Raw genomic sequence first — 15,571 nt, 5'->3', positions numbered from 1 at the left:
GGTCCACCTCACACGCTACGCGCGGCCCCCGACACGGTGCGCGACGGGTCGCACGCGACGCGGCACGGGAAGCTCGCGCGCGAGCGTGAACCACACGGACTTGCCCGGCCCCCCGTCGTCCGCGGGCTCGACGCCCCACGCCGACGAGAACCGTGCGACGAGCTGCATGCCGCGCCCGCCGCCCGCGTACGGCGACGGGTCCTGCAGCACCGGGTGCTCGGGCGACGCGTCCGCGACGGCGACGCGCACCTGGTCGTCGTCGACACGGACCCCGAGGCGCACGGGCAGCTCGCCGTGGTGCAGCGCGTTGGTCACGAGCTCGCTCGTGAGCAGCATCGCGTCGCGGCGCAGGCGCGAGGCCACGCCGCAGCTCTCGAGCAGGTCGTCGACCCACCGGCGCGCGTTGCCCGCCGAGGCCCGACCGGGGCCGACGTCGCGCGAGCGCGCGACCGGGTCGGCGTTCGTCGCGGGCCGGGTCGCCGCACCGTGGCGCACGCGCACCGCGAGCACCGCGACGTCGTCGCGCTGGCGCTCGCCCACGAGGCGGCGCACGAGCGCGTCGGGCAGCGCCGCGGTCGATCCGTCGCCGTACGCGGCCGCGGCCTGCACGAGCGCGTCGACGTCGACGCCCGTGAGAGCGGCGCGCTGCTCGACGAGGCCGTCGGTGAACAGCACGAGCGTGTCGCCGGGGGAGAGCCACGCGGTGTGGTCGGCGCGGTCGGAGCCCGGCGCGACGCCCAGCATGAAGTCGGGCGCGCCCGAGAGGATCTCGGCCGTGCCGTCGGCGCGCAGCACGACCGGGGCGATGTGGCCGGCCGACGACCACGTCAGCACGTGCCCGGGCCGGGCCGGGTCGTTGCGGCGGTCGAGCCGGGCCACCACGGCCGTGCCCGTCGCGTCGAGCCCGAGCCCCGTGTTGGCGCGGTCGAGCAGGCGCAGGAGCGTCGCGGGCGACTCGTCCTGGCTCCACGCGAACGTGCGCAGCATCGACCGCAGCTGGCCCATGACGGCCGCGGCGCGCATGTCGTGGCCCGTGACGTCGCCGATCATGAGCACCGCGGCGTCGTCGTCCAGCACGACGGCGTCGTACCAGTCGCCGCCCACCTGGTCCGAGCGCGCGGCGGGCGAGTAGGTCGAGGCGAGCTCGAGCCCCGCGACCGCGGGCAGCTTGGTCAGCATCGCCGCCTGGAGCGTCGTCGCGACCGCGCGACGGTCCTCGAGCAGTCGCACGCGGTCGAGGGCCTGCACGGTGTACCGCGCGAGCGCGAGCTCGACCGAGCGCTCGTCGTCGTCGGTCTCGTGCGCCGCACCCCACACCACGCACACCACGCCCACCAGGCGCCGGCCCGAGTGCAGCGGCAGCACCACGCGCGCGCCCGTGCACGCGTCGATCGACGCGCCGGGGAACGCGCGCAGCACGCTCGCGGCGTCGTGGAACTGGCACAGCTCGCCCGTGCGCGCGGCCTGCGTGAGCGGCGACTCGGCGTCGAGCGGCGTCACGAGCGCAGCAGCGGCCTCGCCGGGCGGCAGGAACGTGTTCGACGCGTATGCGAGGGACTTCCCGTCGGCGTCGAGCAGCGCGAGCCCCGTCCACCGGGCGCCCAGCCCTGCCATCGCGACGCGCGACAGCGTCTCCTCGACGTCGCTCACGGACCCGGCGTCGGCGAACGCCTCGGACAGCATGAGCAGCGCGCGGCTCTTGCGGTTGGCGCGCACCGCGACGTGCTGGATGCGTCGTGCCCGCTCGCGCTCCGCACGCATGCCGAGCTCGGCCGTACAGGCCGCCGCGAGGTCGGCGAGGGCGGCACGGTCCTCCGCGCTCCACACCCGTGAGGCGGTGTCGGCGGCGCACAGCGCACCCACGGGACGACCGCGCAGGTCGTGGATCGGGTAGCCGACGAATGCGCCGACGCCCAGGAGGGCGACCGTCGTCGCGACCCGGGCCCGCGCGTCGCGCGTGATGTCGTCGATCACGAGCGGGGCGCCGTCCTCGACGACGATGCGGGCGAGCGACCGGTGCCCCTGCAGGCGGCGCTCGCGCTGCAGCGTGTCGTTCAGGCCGAGCGCGCCCGGGAAGACGTCGGCGTCGTCGAGCACGATGACCACGGCGGCGAGCGGGGTGCCCAGGTGCCGGCGCACGAGCCGCGCGAACCGGTCGAACGAGGGGTCGGGCGCGGCCGAGTCGAGGCCTGCCTCGACGAGGTCGCGCACCGCCTCCACCCGGGTCATCGGTCCAGTATGTCGAGGTTTTGGCCCGGCGAGCGGTGAGGGCCTCGACAATTTCGCGCGCCCCGGTGTGTTTTCACCCGTTCACCTCGGGCCGCGACAGCCCCCAGCCGCGACCCCGGCCGCGCCCCGGGGCTCGTGCCCGGGGACGTGGACGGGGACGGGATCAGCGGACGCCGGTGCCGCGCCCGCCGCGGTGCGGGGTGTGCGCGCGGACCCAGTGCAGGATCGGCCCCTCGCCGCGGTGCAGGTCGCTGCGCAGGTGCTCCTCGTGGTACTTCAGGTCCGCCTTGATGAACTCTCCTGGCAGGGACATGACCGCTCCTCGTCGGGGAGGCCCGCGAGGTCCGGCGGACCCCGGGACGTCGGGTCCGTCCCCTCACCACCGAGGGAGCGCCGCGGGGCCGTGTCGTGACACCGGATCCACGACGCGCCGCAGCCGCTCGCCCGGCCCGCACGCTGCCGCCGGCAGGCCGCCTGCCGCAGCCCGTTGCGCGTCGCCGGGGCCGGGAGCACACTGGAGATCCACCTGTCTGCTCGTCCGGAGGAGTCCGGGATGAACGCGATCGGATCGTACGACCTGCTGCCGATGCTGGGACGCGGCAAGCACCGCAACCCCCGGCGCGGCGCGTGCTTCATGGAGCTCGCCTCGTACCTGGCGGGCGAGAAGTGGACCGACCACCCGGCCTGCACCCACCCGCTGCTCGCGATGATGGCCCGAGCGGTCAACGACCTCACGTCGAACGCGGGGCGTCCGCTCCTCGCGCCGCACGTGCCGTCGGTCATCGGCCTGACGAGCAAGGACCCGCACTGGGACGTGCTGATCGCGCTGCGTGCGGCGACCACCGCGTTCCCCGTGGCGCCCGACGACCGTCGGCAGACGCTCGCCGTGTCGATCCTCGGCGCGGAGCGCATGCTCGACGTGCTCGACGACCGCCCGCCGGGCACGCGCTCGGCACGCTCGCAGGAGGCGCTCGCGGCCGCGCCCGAGGTCACGGCGTGGGCCGAGCGCTTCTGCTGGGGCGGCAAGGTGCGGCCGTCACGCTTCGTGCGCGACGCCGCCCCGAGCATCGTCGCGGTGTCGGTCCAGGCGCTCGGCGAGGCGTCGGTGTTCGACCCGGACCTGCTCATGCGCGACCTGCTCGTCGACACGATCGCGGACTGCCGCGGCTGGGCGGCGGTCGACGACCCGCCGACCGCTCTCGTCCCCGCGGACTGGGCGGACGTCGTCCGCCCGGCCGGGGCCGACGTCTGACGTTCAGCGCATCCGGCTGAACGCCTCGGCCTTGTCGACGTCGCCCGCGACGATGATCCGGTCCGTCTCGGCCAGCACGGTCGTGTTGCTCGCGTACGACCAGCGCCCGCCCTCGGGGCGAACGGCGACGATCGTGACGTCGTGCTTGGGGCGCAGGTCGGAGCCGCCGAGCGGGACGCCCACGTAGGCCGCGGGCGGGTTCGTCTTGATCATGACGAACCCGTCCTCGAACTCCACGTAGTCGAGGATCGCGCCGCGCACGAGGTGGGCGACGCGGCGGCCCATGTCGTGCTCGGGGTAGATGATGTGCGGCACGCCGAGCTGCTCGAGGATCTCGCCGTGCGGCGTGCTGATCGCCTTGGCCCACACGGTCACGTCCCCGAACCGCAGCAGCCGCGAGGTCACGAGGATCGACGACTCGATGTGGGTGCCGATCCCCACCACCGCGCGGTCGTACTCGTGCACCGCGAGCTGGCGCAGCACCTCCTCCTTGGTCGCGTCGGCGCGCACGACGTGCGTGAGGCGACCGTTGAGCGACTGCACCCTCTCCTCGTCCACGTCGATGCCGAGCACGTCGATGCCCGTGTCCATGAGCTCGAGCGCGAGGGAGGTGCCGAACCGGCCGAGGCCGATGACGACGACCGAGTCGGCCTCCGCGAGACGCTGCGGAGGGCGCTGGCCGAACCAGGGTGACCTGCTCGAGCTAACCAATGATCGGCCTTTCCTTGGGGAGGTCGTACAGGCGCGTGCGGCGGCGCAGGACGAGCGACGTCGCGAGCGTGATGGGCCCGAGGCGACCCACGAACATGAGCCCGACGAGGATCAGCTGGGCCGTGGTCGGCAGGTCGGCCGTGATGCCGGTCGACAGGCCCACGGTCGCGAACGCCGAGATCACCTCGAAGAGCGTGCGATCCAGACCGTAGTCCTCGATCGTCAGCAGCACCATCGTCGAGCCGACCACGAGGCCCACCGCGAGCAGCGCGACGCTGATCGCCTGGCGGTGCGTCGAGCGGGGCAGGCGCTTGCCGAGCACGTGCACCGCGACGTCGCCGCGCACCTCGGTCAGGATGATGAAGTACAGGATCGCGAAGGTCGTGACCTTGATGCCGCCGCCCGTGCCGGCCGGGCCCGCGCCGATGAACATCAGGATGTCGGTGCCGAACCAGCTCGTCGACGTCATCTGGGACGTGTCGATGCTGTTGAACCCGGCGGTGCGCGCCATGACGGACTGCGTGAACCCGCTGAGCACCTTGTCCGCCACACCCATCGGGCCGAGCGTCCCGGGGTTGCGCCACTCCGACGCGGTGAAGAACAGCGTGCCGAGCACGAGCAGCGCGCCCGAGGCGAGCAGGACGACGCGCGTGTTCATGGTCCAGTGCAGGGGCGTGCGCAGCTCGCGGCGCAGCTCGAGCAGCACGGGGAACCCGAGGCCGCCGAGGATCACCGCGGCGCACAGGGGCAGCAGGATCAACGGGTCCGACGAGTATCCGATGAGGGAGTCCGACCACAGCGCGAACCCCGCGTTGTTGAACGCCGAGACCGCGTGGAACACCGCGAGCCACGCGGCGCGCAGCGGCTCCTCGCCCAGCGCCCACCAGCGCACCCACAGCACGACCGCGACGACGCCCTCGATCACGAGCGCCGTGCGCACGACCCGCTGGAGCAGCCGGCGTACGCCCCCGAGCGCGGTCGACTTGACCTCGGCCGCCGCGGACAACCGCGAGCGCATGCCCATGCGGCGTGCCACGAGCATGCCCAGGACCGTCGCGAACGTCATGACGCCGAGGCCGCCGATCTGGATCAGCGCGAGGATGACGACGTGGCCGAACCCGGTCCAGTAGGTCGGGGTGTCGACCACCGCGAGTCCCGTCACGCACACCGCCGACGCGGCCGTGAACAGCGACTCCATGAACGACGCGCCGCCCGGGCCGACGGACGCGATCGGCAGCATGAGCGCGGCGGTGCCGAGCGCGAGCGCGGTGAAGAACCCCAGCACGATGACCTGGGCGGGGTGCAGCCCGCGCAGTCGCACGCTCAACCAGCTCCGCGATCTCGGCACGATGCCCGATCGTAGACCTGCCCCGGGGTGTCCACCGTGTGACATCGCCCCGCGCGTCGGGCGACGCGACATCTAGGGTCACGGCCGACAACCCGTCGAGACCAGCACGAACCAGGAAACACCGCGCACATGCCCCCGAACCGCAACCTCGTCTACGTGTTCGACGTCGCCGGGGCGGACCCCGCGCTCCTGGACCACGAGCCCTCCGTGCGCCACGCCGTCGACCGCGTGCTCGACGCCTCCGGGCTCACGCGCGTCGCCGAGGCCTCCCACCGGTTCGAGCCGCAGGGCTTCAGCCTGGCCGTCGTGCTCGCCGAGTCCCACCTCGCGGTGCACACGTGGCCCGAGGACGGCACCGCGTACCTCACGCTCACGACCTGCCGGGCTCCGGCGTCCGACGCGTTCGAGGACGAGACCGCGGCCCTGCTGACCGACCTGCTCGCGGCGACCGCGGTGACCGTCCGGCGGCTGGTGTGAGCGTGCGGACGCGAGCCAGGCTCGCGATCGGTGACGTGCTGACGATGTCCGGCCTGCGGCACGAGGTCACGGGGGTCGTGGTCTACGTGTCCGTGGCCGACCCCGACGAGACGTGGGAGGAGTGGGCGCTTCGCCGCTCCGACGGCGCCGAGCCGTGGATCGAGTACGAGCACGCGGACCGGCAGGTCACGTTGCACGACCAGGTCGAGGTCGAGGAGTGGCCCGAGGTCGAGACGTGGGTGCCGGGGCAGCGTGTGACGCTGACCCGCGCTGGCAGGCCGTCCACGTTCACGGTGCGCGCGCGGGGCGCGGGGCGGGCCGTCCACGTCGAGGGTCACCTGCCCGTGCCGATCGTGCCCGGGCAGGTGGTCCGGTACGCCGAGCTGGCCGGGCCGCGCGGGCGGCTCGACGTCGAGAAGTTCGACGAGCACTCGATCCGGGTCTACCGGGCCAGGCCGCTGGACCATCCCGAGGAGCAGGTCGTCCTCGGCCGACGCATCTCGCGTCGCACGCCCCCGAGCCCGGGCACGATCGTGGTCGCGTTCCTGGTCGCCGCGGTGCTCGGCCTGCTGATCTGGGCGATGGTCGCCGCGGCCCACGCGGACGACGACGAGGACCTCGACAGCATCTACGTGAACTCCGGCTGCACGAGCCGGGGGCTCTCCGGCTGCGACCACCGCTCGGTCTACGGCGGCGGTGGCGGCGGGCTCGGGAAGTAGCCGGCCCTCTCGCACCTGCCGTTCGACCGCACGACACCACCCACACCAAGGAGTCACCCATGCCCGACGTCCTGATCGAGCTGCTCTCGACGATCCTCTACTCGGTGCTCGGCATCGTGCTGCTGGTCGGCACGATCGTCGTCGTCAACAAGACGTTCAAGCTCAACCTGCACCACGAGCTCGTCGAGGAGCACAACGTCGCGTTCGGCCTCATGCTCGGCGGCCTCGCGGTCGCGATCGGCATCATCGTCGCGGGGACGATCTCGTCCTGAGCGCCGTGACGACCGGCCCGGCCGGGCCGCGGACGGCGCCCCCGGCCTCGGCCCCGGAGATGGACCGCCCGACCGTGTTCGCCGCGGCGCTGCTGGTCGCCGTCGGCGGGATCGTCTACGAGCTGATCCTCGGCACCGCCGCGTCGTACCTGTTCGGCGACTCGGTCGTCGCGTTCTCCGTCGCGACCGGGCTCACGCTGTTCGGCATGGGCCTCGGCTCGCTCGTCTCGGCGCGGCTTGCCCGCTCGGCCGGGCTGAACTTCGTGCGCAACGAGCTGCTGCTGAGCCTCGTGGGCGGCAGCTCGGTGCTCGTGCTGTTCGCGGCGTTCAGCCTCACCGAGGTCTACTGGCTCGTCTTCGTGCTGCTGAGCCTTGCGATCGGCGCGGGGATCGGCGTCGAGATCCCGCTGCTCGTCGCGCTGCTCAAGGACAACGGTCGCGACGAGTCGGTCGCGCTGCTGTCGAAGGTGCTCGCGGTCGACTACTTCGGGGCGCTCGCGGCGTCGCTCGCGTTCCCGTTCGTGCTGCTGCCGTACCTCGGGCTCATGCGCACCGCGTTCGCGGTCGCGATCGGCAACGTGCTCGTCGCGCTGTTCATGCTGCGCCGGCTCGGGCAGCGCGCCCGCTGGACGTGGCTCTCGGTCGGGACGCTCACGCTGCTCACGGTGTGCTTCGCCGCGTCGCACGTGCTCGAGGAGGCCGTCAACACGCGGCTCTACCAGGACCCGGTCGTGTACTACGACGCGACCCCGTACCAGAAGCTCGTGCTGACGGACTACCGGGGCGACGTCCGCCTCTACCTGAGCGACCAGCTCCAGTTCTCGTCGGTCGACGAGGCCCGGTACCACGAGACGCTCGCGCACGCGGCGCTCACGTCGGTCGCCGGGCCGCGGGACGTCGCGATCCTGGGCGGGGGCGACGGGATGCTCGCGCGCGAGGTGCTGCGCTACCCGGGCGTCGACTCGGTGACGGTGGTCGACCTCGACCCGGCCGTGACCGAGCTCGCGCGCACGCACCGGCTCGTCGCCGACCTCAACGGCCACGCGTACGACGACCCGCGCGTGCACGTCGTCAACGGCGACGCGTTCCGGTGGGTCGACACGACCGACGAGACGTTCGACGCGGTGCTCGTCGACCTCGTCGACCCGTCGAACGAACGCATCGCGAAGCTCTACTCGCAGGAGTTCTACGCGATGGTCGTCGCGCACCTGCGCCCCGGCGGCGTCGTCGCGACCCAGGCGACGTCGTCCTACTTCACTCCCGACGCGTTCTGGCAGGTCGTCGCGACGCTCGACGCCGCCGCACCGGGGCGCACCGTGGTGCCGCTGACCGTCAACGTCCCGTCGTTCGGCGAATGGGGTTTCGCGCTGTCCGTGCCGACGCGCGACGCGCTGTTCGCGCGCACGCCCCTGCCCGCGGGGCTGCGGTTCCACACCCCGGAGTCGCTCGCCGCGACCACACGACTCGGTGCGGACAGCCCGGGGGAGCGCCGCGCCATGCCCGTCTCGACGCTCCTGTCGCCCACGATCTACCGCACGTACCAGGACGACATGCGGCACTGGCGGTACTGACCGCCGCGACCGCGCCGGGGGCGTCGCCGCGGGTATACCGTCGAATCCTCGACGGAACGGCGGCTGGAGCAGCATGGACTACGGGCACGACCTCCTCTTCGGCACCTTCCTGACGCCGTCCGCCGCGGACGCCGAGCGCGTCGTCGCGCTCGCCCGCGTGGCCGACGAGACGGGCCTCGACCTCGTCGCGCTCCAGGACCACCCGTACCAGGCGAAGTTCCTCGACGCGTGGACGCTGCTGTCCGTCATCGGTGCGAGCACCGTGAACGTGCGCGTCGCGCTCGACGTCGCCAACCTGCCGCTGCGCGACCCCGCGGTGCTGGCCCGCAGCCACGCGAGCCTCGACCGCCTGACCGGCGGACGCGTCGAGCTCGGGATCGGCGCGGGCGCGTTCTGGGACGCGATCGCCGCCAACGGCGGGCCGCGCCGCACACCCGGCGAGGCCGTCGAGTCGCTCGCCGAGGCCATCGCGATCGTGCGCGACCTGTGGGCCGAGGACTCCGGGTCGGTGCGCCGCCGCGGCACCCACTACGACGTGCACGGCGCGCACCCCGGGCCCGCGCCCGCGCACGACATGGCGATCTGGGTCGGGGCCGTCGGCCCGCGCATGCAGCGGCTCGTCGGCCGCCTCGCCGACGGCTGGTGGCCGTCCATGGCCTACCTCGGCCCCGAGAAGCTCGCCGAGGCCAACGCCCGCATCGACCAGGCCGCGGCCGACGCCGGACGCGCGCCGGCCGACGTCCGCCGCCTCTACAACGTCAACGGGCGCTTCGGCCGCGGGGCGGGGATGCTCCAGGGCTCGCCGCAGGACTGGGCCGAGCAGCTCGCCGCGCTCACGCTCGAGCACGGCACGAGCGCGTTCGTGCTCGCGACCGACGACGCGGGGACGATCCGCCGCTTCGCGACCGAGGTCGCGCCCGCCGTCCGCGAGCTCGTCGACGGCGAGCGGGCCCGTGGTGCCTCCACCATGACCACGGAGGCCACGGACGGGGCGGAGGAGGCGAAGGACGTCAAGGCCGCGCGCGTCGCGGGTGGTCAGGTGTCGGACGTCGGTCGAGCGGCCGGTCCGAGCCCCTCCGCCGCGTCCGGGGCCGGGCTGCGAGTCACGCCGACGCCGGACGACGGGACCCGGCGCAGCGCCGTCCGCGCCTGGGACGAGTCGACCCGGCCGAGCGGGCCCGGCGCCCCCGCGGGCCGGGAGTACACCCCGCACGAGACCGCGACCGGTCAGCACCTCGTCGACGTGCACGACCACCTGCGCGCCGAGCTCGACCAGGTCCAGGGGCTCATCGACCAGGTCGCGGCCGGGGCGCTGAGCGTCGGCGCGGCGCGCTCCGCGATCAACACCATGACCATGCGGCAGAACTCCTGGACGCTCGGCACCTACTGCGAGTCGTACTGCCGCGTCGTCACGACGCACCACACCATCGAGGACCAGTCGATGTTCCCGCACCTGCGCTCGGCCGAGCCCGCGCTCGCGCCCGTGATCGACCGCCTCGAGGCCGAGCACCACACGATCCACGAGGTGCTCGAGGGCGTCGACCAGGCGCTCGTCGCGATGGTCGCCGAGCCCGACCCCGCCGCCGGGATCGCCGGGCTGCGCGCCGCGGTCGACCTGCTGAGCGACACCCTCCTGTCGCACCTGGCGTACGAGGAGCGCGAGCTCGTCGAACCGCTCGCCCGCCACGGCCTCGGCTGACCGGGGTCGGACGCCGCCCGCCCGGGTAGCGTGGACACGTGGCCACCGAGACCCCCGACCTCACGCCCTTCGACACCCTCACGCTCGCCGACCTGCGGCGCCGCACGTCCGTCAAGTGGCGCGCGTACGCGCCCGACGTGCTGCCGCTGTTCGTCGCCGAGATGGACGTGACGCTCGCGCCGCAGGTCGTCGATGCCGTGCACCGCGCGATGCAGGACGGTGACACGGGCTACGACCACGGCACCGGGTACGCCGAGGCGCTCGCCGGGTTCGCGGCACCCCGCTGGGGCTGGGAGATCGACGTCGCACGCACGCGCACGCTCGCCGACGTCATGGTCGGGCTGACCGAGGTCATTGGCGTCCTCACCGGGCCGGGCGACGCCGTCGTCGTCAACCCGCCCGTGTACCCGCCGTTCTACTCGTTCCCCGGCAACGCGGGGCGTCGCATCGTCGAGGCGCCGCTCGCCGACGGGCGGATCGACCTCGACGCGCTCGAGGCCGCGTTCGCCGACGCGACGGGCGTCGCCGCGCACGGCGACGGCCCGGGCAGCGGACGCCGCGCCGTCTACCTGCTGTGCAACCCGCACAACCCGACGGGCACCGCGCACACGCGCGCCGAGCTCGAGGCCGCGCTCGCGCTCGCCGCCCGTTACGGGGTGCGCGTGGTGGCCGACGAGATCCACGCACCGCTCGCAGGGCACCTCGCGACCGACGGGCCCCGGTTCACGCCGCTGCTGAGCGTCGACGGGTCGGACGACGCGATCACGGTGCTCTCGGCGTCGAAGGCGTGGAACCTCGCAGGGCTCAAGACGGCGGTCGCCGTCGCCGGTCCCGGTGCCGCGCACGACCTTCGACGGATCCCCGAGATCGCGAACCACGGCGTCTCGCACCTCGCGGCCGTCGCGCACGCCGCCGCACTGCGCGACGCGGTCCCGTGGCTCGACGCGGTGCTGCGCGGCATCGACCGCAACAAGGAGCTGTTCGCCGACCTCGTCGAGATCCACCTGCCCGGCGCGGTCCACCGGCCCGCCGAGGCGACCTACTTCGGGTGGGTCGACTGCCGGGGCCTCGACCTGGGGGCCGCCGGTGGTCGGACGCCGTCGCGGTACTTCCTCGACGAGGCGCGGGTCGCCGTCAACGAGGGCGCGACGTTCGGCGAGGCCGGGCGCGGGCACGTGCGCGTCAACCTCGCGACGTCGCCGGCGATCCTCACCGAGGCGGTCGAGCGGATGGGTGCGGCGCTCGCGCGGTGACGGCATCGCCGAGGTCCATCGCCGGGACGTGAGGGTCGCGTGAACGTACGCCACGCCGGGTGACCCCGGCAACCGCCGCGGGCTACGGTGCACCGGGCGAATCAGCCCGAACCGGTCGGCAGAGGGGCACGACATGCAGGGCAGGGCAGCACGTACGGGGGTCGTCGCGCTCGTCGCGACGGTCGCAGGTCTGAGCCTCACGGCGTGCTCCCCGCCCGACCCGGAGCCCGAGGACGCCGCCGCCGAGCTCGCCCGGGCCCTCGCGGGCGGGTCCTTCGAAGGGCTCGCGCTCGCCGCGGACGACGGCACGGAGCTCGCGGCGGACGACGTGGCCGCGGCCCGCGACACGCTGTTCGAGCCGCTCGCCGACGTCGCGCGCACGGTCGACGTGACCCGCGTGACCCCGCACGTCAACGACGCGGACCACGCGACCGCGACGTTCGCCTGGACGTGGGACGTCTCGCCCGACGACCCGTGGACGTACACGACGGACGTCATGCTCGAGAAGGTCGACGCGCCCGAGGGCGTCGAGACCGACGTCGTCTGGCAGGTCGACTGGGAGCCCGACGTCCTGCTGCCGCACCTCGCCGACGGCGGGTCGCTCACGGTCGACCGGGTGCGCGCAGAGCGCGCGGGGATCCTGGGCGAGGGCGGCGACCCGATCGTCAAGGACCGTGCGGTCTACCGCGTGGGGGTCGACAAGACCCGGGCCACGGACGCCGCGGCCCAGCGGAAGGCCGCGCGCGAGCTCGCGGCGCTCGTGGGCCTCGACGCCGACGACTACGCCACGCGCGTCGAGAACGCGGGGGACAAGGCGTTCGTCGAGGCGATCACGGTGCGCCAGGACGACACCACGTCCCTCGACGTCGAGGCCGCGCAGGCGATCCCGGGCGTCGTGACCGTCCCGGACCAGCTGCCGCTGGCCCCGACGCGCGACTTCGCGCGCGCCCTGCTGGGCCGTGCGGGCGACGCGACCGCGGAGGTCGTCGAGGCGTCGGACGGCGCGGTGCTGGCCGGGGACACGGCCGGGCTGTCGGGCCTGCAGCAGCAGTACGACGCGCAGCTGCGCGGCACGCCCGGGCGGACGATCAGCCTGCAGCCGGCCGAGGGCGACCCGACCGAGCTGTTCTCGACCCCGCCGGTCGCGGGCGTCCCGCTCGCGACGACCCTCGACGTGGGCATGCAGACGGTCGCGGAGGACGTGCTCGCGGACGTCGCCCCCGCGAGCGCCCTGGTCGCGATCGACGTGTCGACGGGCGACGTGCTCGTCGCGGCGAGCGGGCCGGGCGGCGACGGGCTGTCGACCGCGACGCTCGGCGAGTACGCGCCGGGCTCGACGTTCAAGGTGGCCTCGACGCTCGGGATGCTCCGCACGGGACTGACGCCCGACTCGACCGTGGCCTGCCCGGCGTCGATCACGGTCGACGGGCGCGAGTTCCGCAACGTGCCCGGCTACCCGGCGGACGCGACGGGCGACGTGCCGCTGAGCGTCGCGTTCGCGAACTCGTGCAACACGGCGATGATCGGGCAGCGCGACGCGGTCGACCAGCAGGCGCTGCACGACGCCGCGGCCGACCTCGGGCTCGGCGTCCCGGCGCCCGCGTTCGGTGCGCCGGCGGCCTGGGGCGACGTGCCGACGACGGCGGGCGAGACCGCGCACGCGGCCTCGATGATCGGGCAGGGTGAGATCGTCGCGTCGCCGCTCGCGATGGCGCGCCTCGCGGCGAGCGTCGCGGCCGGGCATCGGGTCGACCCTGTGCTCGTGCGCCCGGCCGCGGGGGCGACGTCGGGCGACGACGTGGCCGCGGGGGCGGCGTCAGAGAGCGCGAGCGGGACCGCGGGCCCCACCGGCACCGCGGATCCGAGCCCGAGCGCGACGGTCGTGCCCGACTCGGGGCTCACGGAGGGCGAGGCGGACACGCTGCACACGCTCATGCGCGGCGTCGTCACCGACGGCAGCGCCGAGGTCCTGGGCGACCTGCCGGGCGACCTCGCCGCGAAGACGGGGACGGCGCAGTTCGGCGACGGCACGCACGCGCACGCGTGGATGATCGCGGTCCAGGACGACGTCGCGGTCGCGGTCATGGTCGCGGACGGCGAGTACGGCTCGACCACGGCCGGGCCGCTGCTGCACGAGTTCCTGGAGCGGATCGCCTGACGGGTGTCCACGGTCACACCCGCGGGGTGGCCGGGACGGGAATACGGCGGGGCGGCTCTCAGGTTGTCCCCACCATGACCCCGTGGAACCTCACCGAGCGCCGCGCCGTCGACCTGCACCGGGTCGCCAGCGCGCTGTGTCGCTGACCCCACGCGCCTGACGCCGGCCACGCCGGCGGCCCTCCCGGCTGACGACCCGCCGGGTGCGCGTCCCACGCCCGTCCACCCCCACCCACCGCCGAACGCGGGATCCGTCACGTCTGCGTGCCCGTAGGCGCGACGCATGACGCGTTCGCCGGTGGATCGCGAGAGGTATCCCCGTGTCCACCACCCCTGCACCGGCGTCGACGACGCCCACGCGCCGACGGCTCCGCATGCCGTCGTTCTCCGTCCAGATCCTCCTCGGCCTCGGCATCGGGATCGTCCTCGGCGCCCTCGCGCTGAGCCTCGGCCCCGTCGACGCCGGCACCGACCACGAGACGCCCAACTGGCTCGCGTCGACGCTCGGCACCATCGGCACGTCGTTCGTGACGCTGCTCAAGGCGATCGTGCCGCCGCTCGTGTTCACCGCGATCGTCGCGTCGATCGCGAACCTGCGGAAGGTCACCAACGCCGCGCGTCTCGCCGGCCAGACCCTGCTGTGGTTCGCGATCACCGCGCTCATCTCGGTGGCCGTCGGCATCGGCCTCGGGCTGATCTTCCAGCCCGGCACCGGCACGGGCCTGAGCCCCGAGGACGGCGCCGACCCGGGCCGCAGCGGCAGCTGGCTCGACTTCCTCAACGGCCTGATCCCCGGGAACTTCCTCGGCATCGGCGCGGGCACGCAGCTCGAGACGGCCGCCGACGGCACGACCAGCGCGAGCACCTCGATCTCGTTCAACGTGCTCCAGATCGTCGTGATCGCGCTCGTGATCGGCGTCGCGACGCTCAAGGTCGGCGCCAAGGCCGAGCCGTTCCTCGCGTTCAACCGCTCGGCGCTGTCGATCATCCAGACCGTGCTGTGGTGGATCATCCGCCTCGCGCCGATCGGCACCGCGGGCCTCATCGGCTACGCGATCGCGACCTACGGCTGGGACCTGCTCGCACCGCTCGGGAAGTTCGCGATCGCGATCTACACGGGTCTCGCGATCGTCCTGTTCGTCGTCTACCCGATCATCCTGCGCTCGAACGGGCTGCGGATCCGCAGCTACTTCAAGGGCGCGTGGCCCGCGATCCAGCTCGCGTTCGTCTCGCGCTCGTCGATCGGCACGCTGCCCGTGACGCAGCGCGTGACCGAGCGGAACCTCGGCGTGCCGCGCGAGTACGCGTCGTTCGCGGTGCCGCTCGCCGCGACGACCAAGATGGACGGCTGCGCCTCGATCTACCCCGCGATCAGCGCGATCTTCGTCGCCGAGATCTTCGGCGTGCACCTGTCGATCACCGACTACCTGCTCATCGCGTTCGTGTCGGTCGTCGGCTCGGCCGCGACCGCGGGCCTCACCGGCGCGCTCGTGATGCTCACGCTCACGCTCTCGACCCTGGGCCTGCCGCTCGCGGGCGTCGGACTGCTGCTCGCCATCGACCCGATGCTCGACATGGGCCGTACCGCGGTCAACGTCGCCGGTCAGGTGCTCGTGCCGACCGTCGTCGCCAAGCGCGAGGGGATCCTCGACCAGGAGCAGTACGACTCGGTCACGACCGAGGACCTCTTCTCGGACGACGAGGCGGACGCCCGGACCGAGGTGCCGGACGACGGGACCGCGGTCGCGTCGTCCGCCACCGAGGTCGCGGGGCCGCGCGAGCACGCGAAGGTCTGACCCGGCCGCCCCACCGCCCGGCCGCCCCACCGCCCGGCCGCCCCACCGCCCGGCTGCCCCACCGCCGGCCGCCCCACCGCCGAACGC

Annotated in this window: 14 protein-coding genes; 10 read left to right on the top strand and 4 right to left on the bottom strand. The window is 73.8% G+C overall.

What is annotated here, in order from left to right:
• Positions 1 to 15: 15 nt before the first annotated feature.
• On the bottom strand, positions 16 to 2,229 hold the full coding sequence (locus CLV28_RS05115; RefSeq protein WP_100422112.1) for a SpoIIE family protein phosphatase: 2,214 nt from the start codon (positions 2,227 to 2,229) through the stop codon (positions 16 to 18).
• Positions 2,230 to 2,392: 163 nt separating this feature from the next.
• Complete coding sequence (locus tag CLV28_RS15420) at positions 2,393 to 2,542, bottom strand: hypothetical protein (RefSeq protein ID WP_157802508.1); 150 nt, start codon at positions 2,540 to 2,542, stop codon at positions 2,393 to 2,395.
• 240 nt (positions 2,543 to 2,782) lie between these two features.
• Here CLV28_RS15420 and CLV28_RS05110 point away from each other — a divergent pair, with 240 nt between their 5' ends.
• Entirely contained in the window at positions 2,783 to 3,481 is a 699-nt protein-coding gene (locus CLV28_RS05110) for a hypothetical protein (RefSeq protein ID WP_239073297.1), read from the top strand.
• 3 nt (positions 3,482 to 3,484) lie between these two features.
• Here CLV28_RS05110 and CLV28_RS05105 read toward each other — a convergent pair whose 3' ends face one another.
• Together CLV28_RS05105 and CLV28_RS05100 are read right to left on the bottom strand one after the other, a co-directional pair.
• Positions 3,485 to 4,192 carry a potassium channel family protein gene (locus tag CLV28_RS05105; protein ID WP_100422111.1) on the bottom strand — a complete coding sequence of 236 codons (708 nt, stop codon included), beginning with the start codon at positions 4,190 to 4,192 and terminating at the stop codon, positions 3,485 to 3,487.
• Positions 4,185 to 5,585, bottom strand: a complete 1,401-nt coding sequence (locus CLV28_RS05100; RefSeq protein ID WP_100422430.1) for a potassium transporter TrkG — start codon at positions 5,583 to 5,585, stop codon at positions 4,185 to 4,187. Before CLV28_RS05100 ends, CLV28_RS05105 begins: the two co-directional genes overlap by 8 nt.
• An 84-nt stretch (positions 5,586 to 5,669) precedes the next feature.
• Between CLV28_RS05100 and CLV28_RS05095 the strand changes: the two genes are divergently transcribed.
• From CLV28_RS05095 to CLV28_RS05060, 9 genes are all read left to right on the top strand, one after another.
• Positions 5,670 to 6,017, top strand: a complete 348-nt coding sequence (locus CLV28_RS05095; RefSeq protein WP_100422110.1) for an S-adenosylmethionine decarboxylase family protein — start codon at positions 5,670 to 5,672, stop codon at positions 6,015 to 6,017.
• Positions 6,018 to 6,052: 35 nt separating this feature from the next.
• The gene (locus CLV28_RS05090) at positions 6,053 to 6,736 is read left to right on the top strand and encodes a DUF4178 domain-containing protein (RefSeq protein WP_157802507.1); all 684 of its coding nucleotides are present in this window, start codon (positions 6,053 to 6,055) and stop codon (positions 6,734 to 6,736) included.
• Positions 6,737 to 6,795: 59 nt separating this feature from the next.
• Positions 6,796 to 7,008 (top strand): DUF350 domain-containing protein, encoded by a 213-nt coding sequence (locus CLV28_RS05085; protein WP_100422108.1) that lies wholly within the window; start codon positions 6,796 to 6,798, stop codon positions 7,006 to 7,008.
• 5 nt (positions 7,009 to 7,013) lie between these two features.
• On the top strand, positions 7,014 to 8,579 hold the full coding sequence (locus CLV28_RS05080; RefSeq protein ID WP_275405078.1) for a polyamine aminopropyltransferase: 1,566 nt from the start codon (positions 7,014 to 7,016) through the stop codon (positions 8,577 to 8,579).
• Positions 8,580 to 8,652: 73 nt separating this feature from the next.
• Complete coding sequence (locus CLV28_RS05075; protein WP_100422107.1) at positions 8,653 to 10,278, top strand: LLM class flavin-dependent oxidoreductase; 1,626 nt, start codon at positions 8,653 to 8,655, stop codon at positions 10,276 to 10,278.
• Positions 10,279 to 10,316: 38 nt separating this feature from the next.
• The gene (locus CLV28_RS05070) at positions 10,317 to 11,531 is read left to right on the top strand and encodes a MalY/PatB family protein (RefSeq protein WP_203968216.1); all 1,215 of its coding nucleotides are present in this window, start codon (positions 10,317 to 10,319) and stop codon (positions 11,529 to 11,531) included.
• Between the two features lie 133 nt (positions 11,532 to 11,664).
• Complete coding sequence (locus CLV28_RS05065; RefSeq protein WP_100422106.1) at positions 11,665 to 13,689, top strand: penicillin-binding transpeptidase domain-containing protein; 2,025 nt, start codon at positions 11,665 to 11,667, stop codon at positions 13,687 to 13,689.
• A 74-nt stretch (positions 13,690 to 13,763) separates the two neighbouring features.
• Complete coding sequence (locus tag CLV28_RS16300) at positions 13,764 to 13,835, top strand: putative leader peptide (RefSeq protein WP_373314316.1); 72 nt, start codon at positions 13,764 to 13,766, stop codon at positions 13,833 to 13,835.
• A gap of 227 nt (positions 13,836 to 14,062) precedes the next feature.
• A complete protein-coding gene (locus tag CLV28_RS05060) occupies positions 14,063 to 15,484 on the top strand; it encodes a dicarboxylate/amino acid:cation symporter (RefSeq protein ID WP_100422105.1) in 1,422 nt (473 codons plus the stop codon).
• Positions 15,485 to 15,571: the final 87 nt, after the last annotated feature.

Source organism: Sediminihabitans luteus (assembly GCF_002797595.1).
GTDB classification, from domain to species: domain Bacteria; phylum Actinomycetota; class Actinomycetes; order Actinomycetales; family Cellulomonadaceae; genus Paraoerskovia; species Paraoerskovia lutea.
The sequence above is the reverse complement of the archived record's forward strand: the minus strand, read 5'-3'. Positions and strand labels throughout refer to the sequence as shown.

Excerpts from the sequence above, each read along its gene's own strand:
- CLV28_RS05065 (WP_100422106.1), top strand. The coding sequence starts at position 11,665 with ATGCAGGGCAGGGCAGCACGTACGGGGGTCGTCGCGCTCGTCGCGACG.
- CLV28_RS05085 (WP_100422108.1), top strand. The coding sequence starts at position 6,796 with ATGCCCGACGTCCTGATCGAGCTGCTCTCGACGATCCTCTACTCGGTG.
- CLV28_RS05075 (WP_100422107.1), top strand. The coding sequence starts at position 8,653 with ATGGACTACGGGCACGACCTCCTCTTCGGCACCTTCCTGACGCCGTCC.
- CLV28_RS15420 (WP_157802508.1), bottom strand. The coding sequence starts at position 2,542 with ATGTCCCTGCCAGGAGAGTTCATCAAGGCGGACCTGAAGTACCACGAG.
- CLV28_RS05100 (WP_100422430.1), bottom strand. The coding sequence starts at position 5,585 with ATGTCACACGGTGGACACCCCGGGGCAGGTCTACGATCGGGCATCGTG.
- CLV28_RS05095 (WP_100422110.1), top strand. The coding sequence starts at position 5,670 with ATGCCCCCGAACCGCAACCTCGTCTACGTGTTCGACGTCGCCGGGGCG.
- CLV28_RS05110 (WP_239073297.1), top strand. The coding sequence starts at position 2,783 with ATGAACGCGATCGGATCGTACGACCTGCTGCCGATGCTGGGACGCGGC.
- CLV28_RS05060 (WP_100422105.1), top strand. The coding sequence starts at position 14,063 with ATGCCGTCGTTCTCCGTCCAGATCCTCCTCGGCCTCGGCATCGGGATC.
- CLV28_RS05115 (WP_100422112.1), bottom strand. The coding sequence starts at position 2,229 with ATGACCCGGGTGGAGGCGGTGCGCGACCTCGTCGAGGCAGGCCTCGAC.